At 68.0% G+C, this 18,424-nt stretch carries 17 protein-coding genes; 15 read left to right on the top strand and 2 right to left on the bottom strand.

Annotation, left to right across the window (positions count from 1 at the left end; translation table 11 throughout):
- Positions 1-212 precede the first annotated feature (212 nt).
- The 5 genes from recA to dapF all read left to right on the top strand — a co-directional run bounded on the left by recA (position 213) and on the right by dapF (position 5,684).
- Positions 213-1,265, top strand: coding sequence for a recombinase RecA (recA, locus tag AC1DDH_RS18535; protein ID WP_018774457.1), 1,053 nt, complete (start codon positions 213-215; stop codon positions 1,263-1,265).
- Positions 1,266-1,401: 136 nt separating this feature from the next.
- A complete protein-coding gene (locus AC1DDH_RS18530) occupies positions 1,402-1,887 on the top strand; it encodes a regulatory protein RecX (RefSeq protein ID WP_476932176.1) in 486 nt (161 codons plus the stop codon).
- A gap of 67 nt (positions 1,888-1,954) precedes the next feature.
- Positions 1,955-3,589 (top strand): tRNA (N6-isopentenyl adenosine(37)-C2)-methylthiotransferase MiaB, encoded by a 1,635-nt coding sequence (gene miaB / locus AC1DDH_RS18525; RefSeq protein ID WP_476956036.1) that lies wholly within the window; start codon positions 1,955-1,957, stop codon positions 3,587-3,589.
- A 148-nt stretch (positions 3,590-3,737) separates the two neighbouring features.
- Entirely contained in the window at positions 3,738-4,679 is a 942-nt protein-coding gene (miaA, locus tag AC1DDH_RS18520; RefSeq protein WP_476956047.1) for a tRNA (adenosine(37)-N6)-dimethylallyltransferase MiaA, read from the top strand.
- A 51-nt stretch (positions 4,680-4,730) separates the two neighbouring features.
- The gene (dapF, locus tag AC1DDH_RS18515) at positions 4,731-5,684 is read left to right on the top strand and encodes a diaminopimelate epimerase (protein ID WP_028277231.1); all 954 of its coding nucleotides are present in this window, start codon (positions 4,731-4,733) and stop codon (positions 5,682-5,684) included.
- Here the strand turns inward: dapF and AC1DDH_RS18510 are convergent.
- Positions 5,665-6,279 (bottom strand): class I SAM-dependent methyltransferase, encoded by a 615-nt coding sequence (locus AC1DDH_RS18510; RefSeq protein ID WP_230008613.1) that lies wholly within the window; start codon positions 6,277-6,279, stop codon positions 5,665-5,667. The two genes, dapF and AC1DDH_RS18510, sit on opposite strands and share 20 nt — an antisense overlap.
- A gap of 574 nt (positions 6,280-6,853) precedes the next feature.
- Here AC1DDH_RS18510 and hflX point away from each other — a divergent pair.
- Positions 6,854-8,452, top strand: a complete 1,599-nt coding sequence (hflX, locus tag AC1DDH_RS18505) for a GTPase HflX (protein WP_223913986.1) — start codon at positions 6,854-6,856, stop codon at positions 8,450-8,452.
- Positions 8,445-10,580 (top strand): ATP-dependent DNA helicase, encoded by a 2,136-nt coding sequence (locus tag AC1DDH_RS18500; protein ID WP_476956035.1) that lies wholly within the window; start codon positions 8,445-8,447, stop codon positions 10,578-10,580. Before hflX ends, AC1DDH_RS18500 begins: the two co-directional genes overlap by 8 nt.
- Positions 10,581-10,692: 112 nt before the next feature.
- Here the strand turns inward: AC1DDH_RS18500 and lexA are convergent, their stop codons facing one another.
- A complete protein-coding gene (gene lexA / locus AC1DDH_RS18495) occupies positions 10,693-11,442 on the bottom strand; it encodes a transcriptional repressor LexA (protein ID WP_230008558.1) in 750 nt (249 codons plus the stop codon).
- Positions 11,443-11,974: 532 nt separating this feature from the next.
- On the opposite strand from lexA, the gene AC1DDH_RS18490 reads away from it, so the two are divergent.
- The 8 genes from AC1DDH_RS18490 to AC1DDH_RS18455 all read left to right on the top strand — a co-directional run bounded on the left by AC1DDH_RS18490 (position 11,975) and on the right by AC1DDH_RS18455 (position 18,289).
- Positions 11,975-12,379, top strand: a complete 405-nt coding sequence (locus AC1DDH_RS18490; RefSeq protein ID WP_374208258.1) for a LysM peptidoglycan-binding domain-containing protein — start codon at positions 11,975-11,977, stop codon at positions 12,377-12,379.
- A 68-nt stretch (positions 12,380-12,447) separates the two neighbouring features.
- Complete coding sequence (locus AC1DDH_RS18485) at positions 12,448-13,566, top strand: histidinol-phosphate transaminase (RefSeq protein WP_476956034.1); 1,119 nt, start codon at positions 12,448-12,450, stop codon at positions 13,564-13,566.
- Between the two features lie 71 nt (positions 13,567-13,637).
- The gene (hisB, locus tag AC1DDH_RS18480; RefSeq protein WP_476849457.1) at positions 13,638-14,264 is read left to right on the top strand and encodes an imidazoleglycerol-phosphate dehydratase HisB; all 627 of its coding nucleotides are present in this window, start codon (positions 13,638-13,640) and stop codon (positions 14,262-14,264) included.
- The gene (gene hisH, locus AC1DDH_RS18475; protein ID WP_476956033.1) at positions 14,261-15,010 is read left to right on the top strand and encodes an imidazole glycerol phosphate synthase subunit HisH; all 750 of its coding nucleotides are present in this window, start codon (positions 14,261-14,263) and stop codon (positions 15,008-15,010) included. The genes hisB and hisH overlap by 4 nt, the downstream gene beginning before the upstream one ends.
- On the top strand, positions 15,011-15,169 hold the full coding sequence (locus AC1DDH_RS18470; RefSeq protein ID WP_164468561.1) for a hypothetical protein: 159 nt from the start codon (positions 15,011-15,013) through the stop codon (positions 15,167-15,169).
- Between the two features lie 41 nt (positions 15,170-15,210).
- Complete coding sequence (priA, locus tag AC1DDH_RS18465; RefSeq protein WP_079551296.1) at positions 15,211-15,957, top strand: bifunctional 1-(5-phosphoribosyl)-5-((5-phosphoribosylamino)methylideneamino)imidazole-4-carboxamide isomerase/phosphoribosylanthranilate isomerase PriA; 747 nt, start codon at positions 15,211-15,213, stop codon at positions 15,955-15,957.
- A 62-nt stretch (positions 15,958-16,019) separates the two neighbouring features.
- Positions 16,020-16,913 carry an SseB family protein gene (locus tag AC1DDH_RS18460; RefSeq protein WP_476887983.1) on the top strand — a complete coding sequence of 298 codons (894 nt, stop codon included), beginning with the start codon at positions 16,020-16,022 and terminating at the stop codon, positions 16,911-16,913.
- Positions 16,914-16,975: 62 nt separating this feature from the next.
- Entirely contained in the window at positions 16,976-18,289 is a 1,314-nt protein-coding gene (locus AC1DDH_RS18455) for an MFS transporter (RefSeq protein WP_028277241.1), read from the top strand.
- Positions 18,290-18,424: the final 135 nt, after the last annotated feature.

Genomic DNA, 18,424 nt, shown 5'->3' with positions numbered 1-18,424 from the left:
GTCGCGCTGACGCCAGCTGAGCTCCGCTGACGCCTGACACGCCGTCCGCTTGTTCGAATATCTGTTCGGATAGCGATATGCTTTTTTTCAGACCGTTTTCCACATACGTGGTTCTCCCGACAACTTTGTCGGAGGGTGCCAGTAGCGTCAGTGATGACAGACAAAGGCCTCCACGGCCACTCCACAGCGAGAAAGTATTAGAGGTGTGAATCATGGCCGCAGCCCCGGATCGCCAGAAGGCGCTCGACGCAGCGCTTGCCCAGATTGACAAGCAGTTCGGCAAAGGCTCGGTCATGCGCCTCGGCGATGAAGTCCGTGCGCCCATCGAGGTCATCCCGACCGGGTCCATCGCACTGGACGTTGCCCTGGGAATTGGCGGCCTGCCCCGCGGCCGCGTCGTGGAAATCTACGGTCCGGAATCATCCGGTAAGACCACGGTCGCGCTGCACGCGGTTGCCAATGCCCAGCGCCAGGGCGGCATTGCCGCCTTCATCGACGCCGAGCACGCCCTCGATCCGGAATACGCCGCCAAGCTGGGCGTCGACACCGACGCGCTCCTGGTCTCCCAGCCGGATACCGGCGAGCAGGCGCTGGAAATCATGGACATGCTTATCGGATCCGGCTCCCTTGACGTCATAGTCATCGACTCAGTGGCCGCCCTCGTTCCCCGCGCGGAAATCGAAGGCGACATGGGCGACAGCCACGTGGGCCTGCAGGCCCGCCTGATGAGCCAGGCCCTGCGTAAGATCACCGGCCGCCTGAGCCAGACGAAGACCACGGCCATCTTCATCAACCAGCTGCGTGAAAAGATCGGTGTCTTCTTCGGCTCCCCGGAAACCACCACCGGTGGTAAGGCGCTGAAGTTCTATGCCTCCATCCGCATCGACGTCCGCCGCATCCAGACCCTGAAAGAGGGCGCCGATTCCGTCGGCAACCGCACCAAGGCCAAAATCGTCAAGAACAAGATGGCCCCGCCCTTCAAGATCGCCGAGTTCGACATCATCTACGGCCAGGGCATTTCCCGTGAGGGCGGCATCATCGACATGGGTGTCGAGCACGGCCTGATCAAGAAGTCGGGCTCCTGGTTCACCTACGATGGCGACCAGCTGGGCCAGGGCATGGAGAACTCCCGCCGCTTCCTGCGCGACAACCCGGAGCTGGCGGCCGAACTCGAACGCCTGATCAAGGAAAAGCTCGGCGTTGGCGTCAAGGCCCCGGCTGAGACCGAAGAATCTCCGAAGCTGAAGGCCGTTGACGGCTTCTAACAGCCGGCGGCGCAAAGGGGCAGGATTTCCATCACGGAATCCTGCCCCCGGCTTTGCCGGCCCGGATCAGCCGGCGGACCGCACCGATGGCGCGGATTCGCCGGCCGGGCAGGACCGGGACGCGGACCCCGCGGCGGTGGCGCGTGCCATCGTGCTGCGGCAGCTGACGAATTCGCCCAAGAGCCGGCTGCAGCTCTCGCGCAAGCTGGCCGAGCGCAACGTCCCTGAGGACGTCGCGGAGGCCGTGCTGGACCGCTTCGAGGAAGTGCGGCTGGTTGACGACGCCGAGTTCGCCGACATGTGGGTCCGCAGCAGGTCCCAGACGCGCAAGCTCGCCAAAGGGGCCTTGCGGCGCGAACTTGCGGACAAGGGCATCGACCCGGAGATCGCTGCCGGTGCACTGGACCAGCTCAGCGACGCCGACGAGGAAACGGCCGCCCGGGAGCTCGTGGAGCGCAAGCTGCGGGGATTCACCGGCGGCGAAGACCGGGCCGAACGCGACAAAGTTACGCGCCGCCTCGCGTCAATGCTGGCCCGCAAGGGATACCAGCCGTCGCTCGCCTTCCGGGTGGTGGGTGAGGTGCTCGATGCCGCCGCCGGCCAAGCGGGGGACGGGGATTAGGACCGCCGGGCCGGGGTCTGCGCTGGCCCAGCCGCTGCCCACTACCCTTACCCGTTACCCTTAACAGGTGAGTTTTACCATTCCCTCCCCAACGGCCGGCACGACTTCTCCGACAGCGCCACCGGCGGTGCAGCCGGCAGGGCCCCAGACATTCGGTGCGGACCCCGTTTCCGCACCGGAAAGTCCCGCCCCGGCCGAGCCCCGCACCTACCAGGTGCGCACTTTCGGCTGCCAGATGAACGTGCACGATTCCGAGCGGATGGCCGGCATGCTGGAAGCCGCAGGCTACGTCCCCTCCTCCGGCGAGCTGGCCGACGTCGTGGTCTTCAACACCTGCGCGGTCCGGGAAAACGCCGACAACAAGCTGTACGGCAACCTCGGCATCCTCGCCCCGGTCAAGGCAGCCAACCCGGGCATGCAGATCGCCGTCGGCGGCTGTCTCGCGCAAAAAGACCGCGAGACCATCCTCAAGAAGGCCCCGTGGGTGGATGCCGTGTTCGGCACCCACAATGTCGGTGCCCTGCCGGCGCTGCTGGACCGGGCCCGCCACAACAATGAGGCCCAGCTGGAGATCCTCGAATCGCTGGACGTCTTTCCGTCCACCCTCCCCACCAAGCGGGACTCCGTCTACTCGGGCTGGGTATCGATCTCGGTGGGCTGCAACAACACCTGCACCTTCTGCATCGTCCCGGCCCTGCGGGGCAAGGAAAAGGACCGCCGCCCCGGCGAGATCCTGGCCGAAATCCAGGCGCTCGTGGACGACGGTGCCATCGAGGTAACCCTGCTGGGCCAGAACGTGAACTCCTACGGCGTCGAATTCGGCGACCGGCAGGCCTTCTCCAAGCTCCTGCGCGCGTGCGGCGACATCCCGGGCCTGGAGCGGGTCCGGTTCACCAGCCCGCACCCGGCCGCCTTTACCGACGACGTCATCGACGCCATGGCCGAGACGCCCAACGTCATGCCGCAGTTGCACATGCCCCTGCAGTCCGGCTCGGACAAGGTCCTCAAGGACATGAAGCGGTCCTACCGCTCGACCAAGTTCCTCGGCATCCTGGACAAGGTCCGCGAGAAGATCCCGCACGCCGCCATCTCCACCGACATCATCGTCGGGTTCCCCGGCGAGACCGAGGAGGACTTCCAGGCCACGCTCGACGTCGTGGCGAAGTCCCGGTTCGCCACCGCCTTCACCTTCCAGTACTCCAAGCGGCCGGGCACGCCCGCCGCGGACCTGCCGGACCAGCTGCCCAAGGCCGTGGTCCAGGAACGCTTCGAACGCCTCACGGCCCTGCAGGACCGGATTGCCGCCGAGGAAAACGCCCGGCAGCTTGGCCGCCGCGTCGAGGTCATGGTGACGGCCCAGTCGGGCCGTAAGGCTGGGGAAACCCACCGCCTCTCCGGCCGGTCCCAGGACCAGCGGCTGGTGCACTTCTCCGTGCCCGCCGGAGCCGAAGTGCCCCGGCCCGGCGATCTGGTGACTGTCACCATCACAGAGGCGGCGGCGTTCCACCTCGTCTCCGACCCCGCCTCGGCCGAGGACTACAGCCTGCGCCGGTCCCGTGCCGGCGATGCCTGGGACCGGTCGCAGGCAGATTCCTGCGGCGCAGGCCCAGCAGGCAAAACCAGCCCGGCGGGCAAGACCAGCGCGTCGGGCACCTCCGGCGTGTCGCTGGGCATGCCCAGCCTCCCGGTCCGCGGCCGTTAGCGCCGTGCCCGGCCCGCAGGGCGCTCCCCGGAACGAAGCAGTCCAGAACCCAGCAGCCCGGGCCACGGCGGCCGAGGACACAGCCCGGGCCTTGGCGGTCGAGGGCACTGCCCAGCAGGACACGGCCCAGCAGGACGCTGCCCAAAATGTGGCGGCGCAGGGGGCACGGCCGGCCGCGCCGCCGGTGATCGCCGTCGTCGGGCCGACCGGATCCGGCAAATCAGACCTGGCCGTTTCCCTCGCCCTTGAGCTCGACGGTGAAGTCATCAACGCCGACTCGATGCAGTTCTACCGCGGCATGGATATCGGAACCGCCAAGATCACCGAGGTGGAGCGCCGCGGTGTGCCGCATCACCTGCTGGACATTCTGGACGTGACCGAGGAAGCGAGCGTCTCGGACTTCCAGCAGCAGGCCCGGGCGTTGATCGCCGACATCCACGGCCGGGGTAAGCGCGCCATCCTGGCCGGCGGCTCCGGACTCTACGTCCGCGCCGCCCTCGACGTCCTGGAATTCCCCGGCACGGATCCGGACATCCGCGGCCGGCTCGAGGCGGAACTGGCTACCGCGGGCCCCGCGCCCCTGCGGCAACGGCTCGAGGCAGTGGACCCCGTCTCCGCGGGCAGGCTCGGCGATGAGCGCAGGATCATCCGCGCCCTGGAAGTCTTCGAGCTCACCGGGCGGCCATTCAGCTCCTTCATGCCGGCCCGCCAATACTTCCAGCCTGCCGTCCAGATCGGACTCGAGGTGGACCGGGAACTGCTCCGGCAGCGCCTGGCCGACCGGGTCCACGCGATGGTGGACCGGGGGCTCCTGGACGAAGTCCGCCGGCTGGACGCAGCAGGGCTCCGCAGCGGCCGGACCGCGCCGCGGGCCCTCGGCTACGCCCAGTTCCTCCGGGTGCTCGACGGTGCCTCCAGCGTGGAGCAGGCCGCGGACGAAACCATCATCGCCACCCGGCAGTTCGCGCGCCGCCAGCTGACCTGGTTCCGTGCGGATCCCCGGGTCACCTGGCTGGGCTGGCACGATCCTGACCTCGTGGCCGAGGCCGCCGGCCTCTGCCGGGCGACGCCGGTTCTGCCTCCGGCGTAGCGCTTGGGTCACGGTGCCGGAGCGGTCGGGGCGGAACGGTAACCTTGGAGCATGGACGAATCCCAAGCCGTAGCCGCTGACCGTACTGCCGGCGATACCGCCCCGCTGAGCGGCCTGAAGTTTTCCAAAGGCCACGGAACGGGCAACGACTTTGTCCTGATCGCAGACCCCAACGGCGCGCTCGAGTTGAGCCCGGAGCACGTCGCGGCGCTCTGTGACCGGCACCGTGGCATCGGCGGCGACGGCCTGATCCGGGCCGTGCCTTCCCGGCTCCTGCCCGAGGGGCAGCAATTGCTGACCGCGCACCCCGATGCCGAGTGGTTCATGGACTACCGCAACGGCGACGGCTCGCTCTCTGAGATGTGCGGAAACGGAGTCCGCGTCTTTGTGCACTTCCTCATCGCCGAAGGCCTCGTGGACCTGCCGGCCGGCGAATCGCTCGTCATTGGAACCCGGGGCGGTGCCAAGACGATCGTCCGGACGGCTGCGGGCTACGCCGTGGACATGGGCCCCTGGGAATTCATATTCCCGGGCGAGGCGACCGCGCGGGCCATGGACTCGCTGGTCAGCGCCGACGGGCTCGAAGTCGCACGGCCCGCCCTCTCCGTCAGCATGGGCAACCCGCACACTGTCGTGGCCCTGGCCGAAACAGCCGAACTGGAGGCCACGCAGCTGTTCACGGCCCCCCGGGTGGACCCGACGCCGCCGCACGGCACCAACGTCGAATTCGTTGTGCCCTCCGAACCACTGGTCCACGACGGCACCGGCACCATCACCATGCGGGTCCACGAGCGCGGAGTGGGGGAGACCCAGTCATGCGGCACGGGCGCCTGCGCCGCCGCCGTCGCGATTCGCCACTGGGCCGGCCAGGGCGCACCGGACGCGTGGAACGTCCACGTCCCCGGCGGCGTCGTCGGCGTGAAATTCTTCCTGGGCCCGGAGGGGCACGAACACGTCGAACTCAGCGGCCCGGCCGTGATCGTCGCTAGCGGGACGCTTTCCTGATTCGAAGGATCCGGAACGACTTCGACGTGCTCTCCCGGGTCACGCTGAAGCTGGCGTCGAGCTCCGCCGAGAGCCAGCGCTGCAGCGAGTCCGAGCCGAGGTTCTTCTGGACCACGAGCCAGGCCGATCCGCCCGGCGCCAGCCTGGGAATCCACAGGCGCAGGAGGGCATGAAGCTCATCCTTGCCGATCCTGATCGGCGGGTTGGACCAGATGGTGTCAAAGCGCAGGTCGGGGTCCACGGCGTCCGGCGTGCTGGCGGATACGTTGTGCAGCCCCAACAGCCCGGCGTTTTCATTGGTCAGGGTCACGCAGCGTTCGTTCACGTCCACCGCGTAGACCTGGGCGTGCGGTGCCCGCAGGGCCATGGTCAGGGCGATCGGTCCCCAGCCGCAGCCGATATCCAGCAGGTTGCCCTGCGGCGACGGCGCCGGGACGTCGGCCAGCAGCACGGCCGTTCCCTTGTCGATCCCGTCCGGGCTGAAGATCCCCGAGGACGTCTGCAGCCGGCGCGTCTCACCGGCAAGATCCACAGTGAGCGGCTTACGGGTAAAGGGCCCGGCCGGCTGGGCGCTGAAATAGTGTGCAGACTCCATAATGGGCCAGATTAGTTCGCGGCCAGCCCGTATGGGAAACCGGGTGGGAGCGCCGGCGTCTGCTACGCTACAAAACATGATCCTGATCTCCAAGTAGCCGGCACGGGTCCCGTCCCGTCCTTGTCAGGGACGCCGGGGGACTCCGTAGCGACGCAGGTAAACGCCTTCCGCTGAGTGCGCCATTGCAGGGGTGAGTTTTCTCACCCGCGGGCGCCCGCACCACTTGGAATCCAGCCATTTCCCAGGCACCGTGTCTTGCTGGCACAGTTTTTCGGGCACCGTGCTCCCTGGCCCGCTCCCGGGCCCGGCGTGGCGGAGGCACCTACCTCACCGTGTTTGCACCGGCACCGGCACCGGCACCGCCCACACAGCCAGTGTCCCCGCAGCCAGGCGCCCTAGCCGCCTCTACGTTCACCCAGCCACCGCTCCGCACAGAACCAGCCCCGCCCCGGCGCCGTTGCCGCAGGCATTCCAGGAGGCCCGCATGACCCCCCGCCGTCAGCCCAGCGCGAATACCGCCCCACAGAGCAACAATCGGCACTATTCTGAAAGAGCCGAACCTTTAAAGGAGACCATGACCAGCCACCCCAACACCGGACCCGATTCAGCAGCCCAGGACATGAGCCCTGAAGAGATTCAAGCTGTAATCGACCGGATCCTTTCCAAGGACACCCCCGCCCCAGGCCGCGGCGGCGGCACCGGCCATGGCACCGCCGCCGGTGCTGGCACCAGCAGCCCGACGTCGGTGCTCGGCAAGGCGCAGGCCATCTCCCGCCTGGACGAGGTGTACACCAACTTCGACGGCGACCAGCAGGACCTTGAGGAACGGCACGCACTGCGCCGCAAGGCCGGCCTGTCCACCGAGCTCGAAGACGTCACCGAGGTCGAATACCGGCAGTTGCGCCTTGAGCGCGTCGTCCTGGCCGGCCTCTGGACTGAGGGCACCCTCGCGGACGCCGAGAACTCCCTGCGCGAACTTGCCGCCCTCGCTGAGACGGCCGGCTCCGAGGTCCTCGACGGGCTCGTCCAGCGGCGCGCCAAGCCCGATCCCGGGACTTTCCTCGGCTCCGGCAAGGCACAGGAGCTGAAAGCCATCGTGATGTCCACCGGCGCCGACACCGTCGTCGTCGACGCCGAATTGGCCCCGTCCCAGCGTCGCGGGCTGGAGGACATCGTCAAGGTCAAGGTCATTGACCGTACAGCGCTGATCCTGGACATCTTCGCCCAGCACGCCAAGAGCCGTGAAGGCAAGGCCCAGGTGGAGCTCGCCCAGCTCGAATACCTGCTCCCGCGCCTGCGCGGCTGGGGTGAATCGATGTCCCGCCAGGCCGGTGGCCAGGTGGGCGGAGCCGGTGCCGGCATGGGCTCGCGTGGTCCCGGTGAGACCAAGATCGAACTGGACCGCCGCCGGATCCGCACCCGGATGGCCAAGCTGCGGCGCGAAATCGCCGCCATGAAGCCTGCCCGGGAAACGAAGCGCGCCAACCGCCGTCGTAATGCCGTGCCCTCTGTCGCCATCGCCGGGTACACCAACGCCGGGAAGTCCTCGCTGCTGAACCGGCTGACCGACGCAGGGGTGCTGGTGGAAAACGCCCTGTTCGCCACCCTGGACCCCACCGTCCGCAAGGCCGAAACCGCTGACGGGCTGGGATACACCCTGGCCGACACCGTGGGCTTTGTCCGTTCCCTGCCCACCCAGCTCGTGGAGGCATTCCGCTCTACGCTGGAAGAGGTCGCCGACTCTGACCTGATCCTGCATGTCGTGGACGTCTCGCACCCGGATCCGGAAGGCCAGATCGCGGCTGTCCGGACGGTCTTCAGCGAAGTCGACGCGCGCAAGGTTCCGGAAATCATTGTCCTGAACAAGGCCGACGCCGCTGACCCGTTCGTGGTCGAACGGCTAAAGCAGCGCGAGCCGCGCCACGTGGTGGTCTCGGCCCGCACCGGCGAAGGCATTCCGGAACTGCTCAAGGCCATCAGCGACGGCATTCCGCGGCCCAGCGTGAAGCTTGAGCTGCTCATCCCGTACAACCGCGGGGATCTGATCAGCAAGCTCCACGAGAGCGACGCCGAGATCCTCAGCCTCGACCACGAGGAAACCGGGACCCGTGCCGTGGTGATGGTGCGTGAAGGACTCGCCGCCGAACTGGATCCCTTCATCAGCAATGACTGAGGCTGCGGTGACCAGGACCGACGCCGATCCAGCTCATGCCGAACCAGCCGACGCCGGTCCGGCCGAAACTGACACCGGCGCCGGTTCGGGTGCCGGCGCGGCCGGCGAGGAGTTTGTTGTTAAGCTGCTCGACCGTGCCGTGTCCGGCATGGGCGGGCAGAGCCGCGATGGCCAGCACGAAATGGCCCGGCAGGTGGCGCGCGCGATAGACAGCGGTGATCACCTGCTGGTCCAGGCCGGCACCGGCACCGGCAAGTCGCTGGCCTACCTGATTCCGCTGATCGCGCATTCGCTGACCAGCAACAAGCCCACGCTGGTCTCCACCGCCACCCTGGCGCTGCAAACGCAGATTGTGGGCCGTGACCTGCCCAGGCTGCTTAAGACCATCACCCCTGCCCTGGAGCGGCCCGTCAAGGTCGCCCTGGTCAAGGGCCGGTCCAACTACGTCTGCCGGCACAAACTCGAGGGCGGCTTCCCGTCCGAAGAACCTTCCGAGGGACAGCTGTTTTCCCTCGGCGAGGACACGTCCGTGCCGCACTTCGCCGCCGCACTTGGCGGGCCGTCCTCCCAGCTGGGCAAGGAAGTTGTCCGGCTGCGCGAATGGGCCGAGGAGACCGCCACGGGGGACCGCGACGAGCTCATGCCGGGCGTCACGGACCGGGCCTGGCGCCAGGTCTCGGTCACCTCCATGGAGTGCCTCGGCGCGCAAAAATGCCCGCTCGCGGCCGAATGCTTCAGCGAGCTGGCACGGCAGAACGCCGCCGATGCCGACGTCGTGGTCACCAACCACGCCATGCTCGCCGTCAGTGCCTTCGAAGGCCTGGCGGTGCTGCCCGAGTACGACGTCGTCGTGGTGGATGAAGCACACGAACTTCAGGACCGCGTCACGGGCGCGGTCTCGGGCCAGCTCTCCGTGGCGATGGTGCACGCCGCCGCGTCCGGGGCCCGGAAGCACACGGGCATCACCGTGGATGCGCTGAACAATGCCGCCGCCCACCTGGAGCTCGCCATCGACGGCGTCCCCAGCGGGCTGATGCCCAACGGCCTGAACAGCGATCAGCTGGACTGCATCGACCAGCTGCGCGACGCGTGCCGCGCCGCCCTGTCCGATTCCAAGGGCGACAGCTCCGTGTCGGCGGACGGCGGACGGCAGCTGGCCCGCTCGCGCCTCATGGTCATCCTGGAGCTCTGTGAACGCCTCCTGGCCGCGCGCGAAAACCGCGAAGTCGTGTGGTTCTCCCGCAACAGCAGCTTCGACCCGGCGCAGGGCTACTCCCAGCCGGACGAGAGCGCGCCGGCGTTGATCAACGTTGCCCCGCTGAGCGTCGCAGGGCGGTTGCGCGAGGGCCTGTTCGCGGACCACACCGTCATCCTCACCTCGGCCACACTGGCCATCGGCGCTGCCTTCGAACCCGCCGCCGGCGGCCTGGGCCTGGTTGGCAACGGCGCCCCGAGCTGGACCGGCGTCGACGTCGGCTCCCCGTTCGACTACCCGAAGCAGGGCATCCTCTACGTAGCCAGGCACCTGCCCAAACCCAGCCGCGGAACGTCCCCCGAGGCCCTGGACGAACTCGAGAAGCTGATCCGCGCCTCCGGCGGAGGCGCCCTGTGCCTGTTCTCCTCGCGGCGCGCCGCAGAGGAAGCAGCCGAGGCCATGCGGCCCCGGCTGGGCCTCAGCATCCTGTGCCAGGGGGAGTCGACCATGACGGCGCTCGTGCGGCAGTTTGCCGACGAACCTGACACGTGTTTGTTCGGCACCATGTCCCTCTGGCAGGGCGTCGACGTCCCTGGCGTGTCCTGCCGGCTGGTGGTCATCGACCGGATACCCTTCCCGCGGCCGGACGACCCGCTGATGACGGCACGTTCGCGGGCCGTGGCCCAGGCCGGCGGCAATGGCTTCATGGCCGTCTCGGCCACGCACGCCGCCATCCGCCTCGCGCAGGGCGCCGGACGGCTGATCCGCTCGACCTCGGATAAGGGCGTGGTGGCAGTGCTGGATTCGCGGCTCTCCACGGAGCGTTACGGCGGCTTCCTGCGCGCCGCGCTGCCGCCGTTCTGGCCCACCACCGATTCATCGATAGCCATGGCAGCCCTGAAGCGCCTGGCGAAAGACTCCGCGAAAGCCTAAGTCCCAAACCGGGGCCGCCACCCTGCGCCGGAAATCCGCCGCGGGGTGGCCGCTCCGAACTGGCAGCATGCCCCGGATGGCTAAGGGGAGCGCAGTTTAGAGAGAGCGCAGTTTAGAGGGAGCGCAGTACCGATACGACCTTGCCCATGATGACGGCGTGGTCGCCCAGGATGGGCTCGTACTGGGTGTTTTGCGGCAACAGCCACGTGTGGCCGTCCCGCTGGCGGAAGGTCTTGACCGTGGCTTCGTCGTCCAGCAGGGCGGCAACGATATCGCCGTTCACGGCATCACCCTGGCGGCGGACAACCACCCAGTCGCCGTCGCAGATGGCGGCGTCGATCATCGAGTCGCCGGCCACCTTGAGCATGAAGAGTTCGCCATGGCCCACGAGTTGGCGGGGCAGCGGCATGACGTCCTCCACCACCTGGTCCGCGAGGATCGGCCCGCCGGCGGCGATGCGTCCGACGAACGGCACCATTGCCGTGTCAGTGGCGCTGGCGAGCTCGGTTACCGACAGGCCGCCGACGGCCCGCAAGGGGCTGGACTTCTCGATACCAGATATCGGCGTGGCCCCCTCGTCCAGGGTCAGCGGCATGAGCACTTCCATGGCCCGGGGCCGCTTCGGATCACGCCGCAGGTAGCCAAGCTTTTCCAGTTGGGAGAGCTGGTGGGTCACGCTCGACAGGCTGGCGAGACCGACGGTGTCTCCGATTTCGCGCATGGACGGCGGGTAGCCCTTGTCCGTGACGGACCGCTGGATGGTCTCCAGGATTTTCTTTTGCCGGACGGTGAGGCTCTTGGGGGCCCGGGCGGGCTGCGGGCTCCGTGGGGTGGCCCTGCCGCCGGTGGCTTGTGCTGCCATGTTCGCCAACGCCTTTCCGTTCCGCCCGGCTGCCGTGGCTGCTGTCACCGGGAACTTCCGGCCTGAAATGTCAGACCCTGCTGATCAACTACGAATGAATTCCCACTGGTAGTTCGAAAGTGGGAGTTCGAAAGTGGTTGTCCTGTCCCTCAAAAATAGGCCAGCCGCAGACCTTTTTCAAACATTTGTTCTAGCGAGTCTCGACATCGTTCGTTAGTAAGTGCTAAAACAGAACTAGCAAGATTCGAATATGTGTTCGATTCCGACGATCTGGGTTCGCAGGCAATGTTCGTTTCTATGTTCGAAGGTTCGGCCGGTTGGCGGCGAGTACGTGAGTACGCCGGGCGGCAACTTATGGTCCAGGAGGGCTCAGTTCATGTCAGTTTCAAGCGCGTTTGACGGCACTAACATTCAGGGCGTCACGACCCGCCACCGTGGTGTTGGTCCGGGTGGCGCAGCGGATCGCCGCAGCATCGGACACGGCAGCATCGGACACGGCGGCCTCGCCCAAAGCGGTTCCAGTCACGGCAACGTGTACCCGCTCAACGCCAGGCGCCGCGGCTCCGCGCCGTCGCGGGCGCAGCAAGGAGCCGCCGCCGCGGTTTCCGGCGGCCGGACCAAGCAGCCGCCGCTTCGGCTCACCCGGCGCGGACGCTTCGTCTTTTTCGGCGTCCCCCTGATTCTGCTGGCGGCGTTCATCCTGTCCTTCAGCGGATTCCTCAACGCTCCCGCGAAAGCGGCAGATTCCGCAGACCAGCTCTCGGTGACGCCGACCGTATCCGTCACAGTCCAACCGGGGGAGTCCCTCTGGGCCATTGCCGGGTCGGTGGCCCCGGAGCGCGATCCCCGCGATGTTGTGGCCGATATCGTGCAGTTGAACAATCTGGACGCCGCGCGTGTGATGCCGGGCCAGCAACTGTTTGTTCCGTCCAAGTAGCCACCCCCGGGTGCCGTCGCGGGCGTCACAGTTTCAGCGCCCGTCCCGCTACCACTTAAACTGGTCACGTGACTGACCAGCTTGAGCGCCTCAACCGACTGCCCCTCCGAACCAATCTGCGTGGCCTGCGTCCGTATGGCGCGCCGCAGCTGGACGTCCCCATCCTGCTCAACGTCAACGAGAACACCCATGGGGTCCCGGCCGATGTCCGCGCCGCGATTACCGAAGCCGTGAGCGCCGCCGCTGCCGGGCTGAACCGCTATCCGGACCGCGAATTCACCGAATTGCGCGAAGCCCTCGCCGAATACCTTGGCCATGGGCTGGACGCGGAGAACATCTGGGCCGCGAATGGTTCCAACGAAGTCCTTCAGCAAATCCTCCAGGCCTTCGGAGGCCCTGGCCGGACGGCCCTCGGGTTCCCTCCCACGTATTCGATGTACCCGCTGCTGGCCTCCGGCACGGATACGGAGTACGTCGTCGGGGCCCGCGCGTCCGACTATGGGCTCAGTGCGGAATCAGCGGCACAGCAAGTCCGCGAGCTTCAGCCCAACATTGTCTTCCTCTGTTCCCCGAACAACCCGACCGGCACGGGGCTGGGCCTTGATGTGGTCGAGGCAGTCTATGACGCCGGCGAGGCCAGCCAGACCATCGTGATCGTCGACGAGGCCTATCACGAGTTCGCCCACGACGGCACGCCCAGTGCCCTCACCCTGCTGCCTGGCCGGGAGCGGCTCATCGTCTCGCGCACCATGAGCAAGGCCTTCGCCCTCGCGGGTGCGCGGCTCGGCTACATGGCCGCGGCCCCGGAGGTCGCGGATGCCCTGCGCCTGGTCCGTCTCCCGTACCACCTCTCCGCTATCACCCAGGCTGCGGCCCTGGCTGCCCTGCGCCACCGGGAGGCGCTCATGGCGGACGTCGAGGACATCAAGCGCCAGCGCGACCGGATCGTGTCGGAACTGACGCGGTTGGGCTTGGCCCCGGCCGCGTCTGATTCCAACTACGTGTTCTTCGGCGGCCTCGAGAACCCCCATGAGGTTTGGCAGCGCATGCTGGACGCCGGTGTCCTCATCCGCGACGTCGGTATTCCGGGGCACCTGCGCGTCACCGCCGGCACTGAGACAGAAACCACAGCCTTCCTGGAGGCACTTGAACTCATCCTGGCCGGCTCCGCAAAGCCGCAGGCCTAGACTTGGTGGGGAGCCCAATCGTCCCCGCCAGATTGCCCAACACCCTGCCTTCTTCCAAAGGACACATCTACATGAGCACCACCGGATCCACCGCCGCCGAGGGCCGGACCGCACGCATGGAACGGACCACCAGCGAGTCCTCGGTCCTGGTCGAGATCAACCTGGACGGCACCGGCGTTTCAGACATCAGCACGTCGGTCCCGTTCTACGACCACATGCTGACGGCCCTCAGCAAGCACTCCTTGATCGACATGACCGTCAAGGCCACCGGCGACACCCACATCGATGTCCACCACACTGTCGAGGACGTGGCCATCACTTTCGGCGAGGTTCTGCGGACCGCCCTGGGCAACAAAGCCGGGATCCGCCGTTTTGGCGAGGCGACCGTTCCCCTCGATGAGGCCCTCGCGCAAGCTGTCGTGGACGTCTCCGGCCGTCCCTACCTGGTCCACGCCGGCGAGCCGGCAGGACAGGAATACCACCTGATCGGCGGCCACTTTACGGGCTCCCTGACCCGCCACGTCTTCGAGGCGATCACCCTTCACGCGGGGATCTGCCTGCACATGAACGTCACTGCCGGGCGTGACCCCCACCACATCGTCGAGGCCCAGTTCAAGGCCTTTGCCCGTGCCCTGCGCGCAGCCGTCGAGCCGGATCCCCGCGTCGAGGGCATCCCGTCGACAAAGGGTGCTTTGTGACCGGCCCTGTGCTCCGCGACGGGGCCATCATCGACCCCGCCGCCGCGGCCAAGCCGGTCTCCCCGCAGGGAAAGCCCACAGTTACGGTGCTGGACTACGGCTCCGGGAATGTCCGGTCCGCCGTCCGCGCGCTGGAGCGGGCCGGCGCCGAAGTCATCCTCAGCTCCAAGCCTGAGGATGTCCTCAATGCCGACGGCCTCGTCGTCCCCGGTGTCGGCGCCTTCGAAACCGTCATGCGCGAACTCAAGGCCGTTGACGCCATCCGCATGATCGGCCGCCGTGTCGCCGGAGGCCGCCCCGTGCTGGCCATTTGCGTCGGGCTCCAAGTGCTGTTCGAGGCCGGCGTCGAACACGGCACCGAAGCCGAGGGCATGGGGGAATGGCCCGGCAAGGTGGAACTGTTGCCTGCCGACGTCGTGCCCCACATGGGCTGGAACACCGTCGCCGTCCCCGAAGGGTCCAGGCTCTTCGCCGGGGTTGAGGACGAGCGCTTCTACTTCGTGCACTCCTACGGTGTCCAGAAGTGGGACTTCGACGTCATCCAGCCGCGGATGGCTGCGCCGCTGGTGACCTGGTCCGACCACGGTGCCCCGTTCATCGCGGCCGTGGAAAACGGCCCGCTGTGTGCCACCCAGTTCCACCCGGAGAAGTCCGGCGACGCCGGCGCCCGGCTGCTGCGCAACTGGGTCCAGAGCCTGCGCCCCGCAGCCCCGGACCTTACCGCAGCCCCGGAAGGGACCGCCTAGATGTGGTCCCTGGTGCTCATGGGCGTGGCCGGCCTGCTGGTTGGCGGCGGGATCTCCTTCCGCCAGCAGAAAAGTCCGCTCTGGGTGCAGATCGTTTTCTACATCCTCGCCGGCATGTCACTGCTGGCCGCCTACCTCCTGACCCTGCCGGCGTCCTGACCGCCCCTCCCCACCACCATCCCCAAGCTGAGGACTCCACGATGACCACCGAAACCCCGCTGCCCGTACTCGAGCTCCTGCCCGCCGTCGACGTCGTCAACGGACAGGCCGTCCGGCTCGTACAGGGCGAAGCCGGCAGCGAGACGAGCTACGGCACCCCGCTGGAGGCCGCCCTCAACTGGCAGCAGCAGGGGGCTGAGTGGGTGCATCTGGTCGACCTGGACGCCGCGTTCGGGCGCGGCTCCAACGCCGAGCTCCTGCGCGAGGTCGTCGGCCGGCTCGATATCAAGGTGGAGCTCTCCGGCGGCCTTCGCGACGACGAATCCCTTGAGAAGGCCCTCGATCTCGGCGTCGCACGCGTCAACCTGGGCACGGCGGCACTGGAAAACCCGGAATGGACGGCCCGGGTGATCGAGCGCTTCGGCGACAAGATTGCCGTCGGCCTGGATGTCCGCGGCACCACCCTCGCCGGCCGGGGCTGGACCAAGGAAGGCGGGGACCTCTGGGACGTGCTCGGCCGCCTCGAGGACGCCGGCTGCGCCCGGTACGTCGTGACCGATGTGACCAAGGACGGCACGCTCCAGGGCCCCAACGTCGAACTCCTGCGCCAGATGGTCGAGAAAACGGGCAAGCCGGTGGTCGCCTCCGGCGGCATTTCCAGCCTCGAGGATCTCAAGGTCCTGCGCTCCCTGGTGCCGCTCGGCGTCGAAGGCGCCATCGTCGGCAAGGCCCTCTACAACGGCAACTTCACCCTGCCCGAGGCCCTCGACGTCGCCGGCCGCCGCTAGCGGCGAAGGCGCCCATGACGCACTCCAACGACACCCACGACCCCAATAACCGCCACGAGACAATGCAGGCAGGGACCGGGGCCGGTCCCGTCCGGCATCTGCCCGGGCACATCGCGGCGGCCCTTGCCGGCGCCGGCGGGGCCACCGACTCCGCCGGCCAACCCTGGGCAGGGCGCAGCCTGTCCGGCGATGACGCCAAGATCCATAATTTCGACGACGACGACGGCACCGCCGACGCCGGCTATCTGGCGGCTTTGTCCGACCTCGCCGCGGGCACTGGCGACGAGGCGGCCGTGGTGGCCGCGCTGGCCACCGCCCGGGTGTTCGTGCCAATCCTCGCCCAGCTCGCCGAAGAGGGCGAGGCCGCGGCCGGGCCCAGCGGGGATCCGCTGCACTCGGACAAGCAGGCCGACATGGCCCTGGTGACGCTCAGGGCGCCGGACGGGCGGACGGCCATGCCGGTGTTCACCTCGGCGGCGTCACTGACGGCGTGGCACCCGGAGGCCAGGCCGGTCGCCGTGTACGCGGCCCGGGCCGCCTTGTCAGCGGTCGCGGAAGGCGCGGAGCTGCTCGTGCTCGATCCCGGCTCGGAAGTGACGTTCGTGGTCCGCCGGCCGGCAGTCTGGGCCCTCGCCCAGCAGCAGCCATGGACGCCGTCATACGCCGATCCCGATCTCGCGGGTGCACTCGGGGAAGGCGCGGTTGGCTTTCCGGCGGTCCGCCGTGTTGAAATTCATCCGGGGGGTGGAGTTGCCTCGGCCACGGCCGATGGCAGGCGGCTCCCCGGTGGGGGAGCCGGCCCGGAACTCCGTGTGGTCCTCTACCTTGAAGACGGTCTCGACGCCGCCGGCGTGCAGTCGATCGTCGCCGGTCTCAATAACGCCTGGGCCCGGAATGAAATCTTTGCCGAGCGGGTTGATTCGATCGAGGTCAAGCTGCAGCGCGCAGCACCATAGCTGACGGCCCAACGGGGGGACCTCCCGGTCCTGCCGTGGGCAGTACCAGAAGGATATAGTCCGTGAATTTCGCGCTTTACCGTCAGCTGCTGGCGATCCGGCCCATCAGGCGCCTCCTGTTGGTCGGCATGATCGCCCGCATACCGCACTCGGCGGCCGGCGTCCTGCTGACCCTGCACATCGTCCTGACCCTCGGCCAGGGCTACGCCGCCGCCGGAGCGGCCGCCGCCGTGATGACGATCGGTATCGCCGTCGGCGCGCCCTGGCGCGGACGCCGGGTCGACACCGTGGGGCTGCGAAAGGCGCTGATTCCGTCTGTGGTCTCCGAGGCCGTGATCTGGTCGATCGTGCCGCACGTGTCCTACGAGGCCCTGTTGCCCCTGGTCTTCATCGGGGGCCTGCTGACCCTGCCCATCTTCAGCGTGGTGCGGCAGTCGCTGGGCGTGCTGGCCCCCGGGGAACAGCGCCGGACTGCCTTTGCGCTCGACGCCATCGCCACCGAGCTGGTCTTCATGATCGGCCCGGCCGTCGGAGCCGTCGTCGCGACCAGCGGCCAGTCCGTCCTGGGCCTGACAGTCGTGGGAGTGGCCACATCCGTCTCCGGGCTCTTCCTCATGTGGTTCAACCCGCCCACCCGGAGTGCTTCCCCGGACGCCGGGCTTGAGGCGCAGGAGCTGGAGTGCGCGGAAGCCGCAGTGGTCGCCGCCGCGCCGGCCCACCTGCAGGAGGCAGCAGCCGAACTGGCACCCCTGGCGGCCGCCGCCGAGGAGCGCCGCCGGCGGGGATCCGGCCTGCGCCACAGGGTCATCCACAACTTCAGCTGGTTCACCGCCGCCGTAGCCGCCGTGTTTGCCGTCGGCGCCGGTGCCGGCATGGTCCTCAGCGGCACCGACGTCGGCATCGTCGCGGCGCTCCAGACCGGCGGCCACCAGGCCGAAATCGGCATCGTGTTCCTCTTCTGGTGCGCGGCCTCGGTGGTGGGCGGCGTCCTCTACGGTGCCATGCACCGGGCCGTTTCCCCGATCCTCCTGTTGCTGGGGATGTCAGCGCTGACGGTCCCGATGGCCTTCGCGACCGACGTCTGGACGCTCAGCCTGCTCGCGTTGCTGCCGGGTCTGCTGTGCGCGCCGGTGTTGTCCGCGGCCTCGGAAAAGGTGGCCGAACTGGTGGATGAAAGCCGGCGTGGCGAGGCGATGGGCTGGTACGGGTCATCGCTCACCGGCGGAGTGGCCCTGGGCGCGCCGCTTGCCGGGCTGTTCATTGACCTCATCGGCCCGTCGGCCGGCTTCGTCTCAGTGGGGTTGGCGGGCGTGGCCCTCTGCCTGGTGGGACTGGCCCTGCAACAGGTCCGGCGCAGCCGCCTGGCCCGCGTCTGAACGCGGGCCTGCCGCCATTGCGCCACTCCGGGCACGCGCCCGGGCTTTGTGAACGGCAAATCCTGTGAACGGCAAATCCTGCGGACGGAAAATGGTGCGGACGGAAAATAACGACGCCGGCGGGCGGACCTGGGT

The organism is Arthrobacter sp. 10T425, assembly GCF_056393985.1.
The sequence above is the reverse complement of the archived record's forward strand: the minus strand, read 5'-3'. Positions and strand labels throughout refer to the sequence as shown.

Bases quoted from the DNA above. Each gene is read 5' to 3' on its own strand.
- recA (WP_018774457.1), top strand. From the start codon at position 213: ATGGCCGCAGCCCCGGATCGCCAGAAGGCGCTCGACGCAGCGCTTGCC.
- dapF (WP_028277231.1), top strand. From the start codon at position 4,731: ATGGACGAATCCCAAGCCGTAGCCGCTGACCGTACTGCCGGCGATACC.
- AC1DDH_RS18510 (WP_230008613.1), bottom strand. From the start codon at position 6,279: ATGGAGTCTGCACACTATTTCAGCGCCCAGCCGGCCGGGCCCTTTACC.
- hflX (WP_223913986.1), top strand. From the start codon at position 6,854: ATGACCAGCCACCCCAACACCGGACCCGATTCAGCAGCCCAGGACATG.
- AC1DDH_RS18500 (WP_476956035.1), top strand. From the start codon at position 8,445: ATGACTGAGGCTGCGGTGACCAGGACCGACGCCGATCCAGCTCATGCC.
- lexA (WP_230008558.1), bottom strand. From the start codon at position 11,442: ATGGCAGCACAAGCCACCGGCGGCAGGGCCACCCCACGGAGCCCGCAG.
- hisB (WP_476849457.1), top strand. From the start codon at position 13,638: ATGAGCACCACCGGATCCACCGCCGCCGAGGGCCGGACCGCACGCATG.
- AC1DDH_RS18470 (WP_164468561.1), top strand. From the start codon at position 15,011: ATGTGGTCCCTGGTGCTCATGGGCGTGGCCGGCCTGCTGGTTGGCGGC.
- priA (WP_079551296.1), top strand. From the start codon at position 15,211: ATGACCACCGAAACCCCGCTGCCCGTACTCGAGCTCCTGCCCGCCGTC.
- AC1DDH_RS18460 (WP_476887983.1), top strand. From the start codon at position 16,020: ATGCAGGCAGGGACCGGGGCCGGTCCCGTCCGGCATCTGCCCGGGCAC.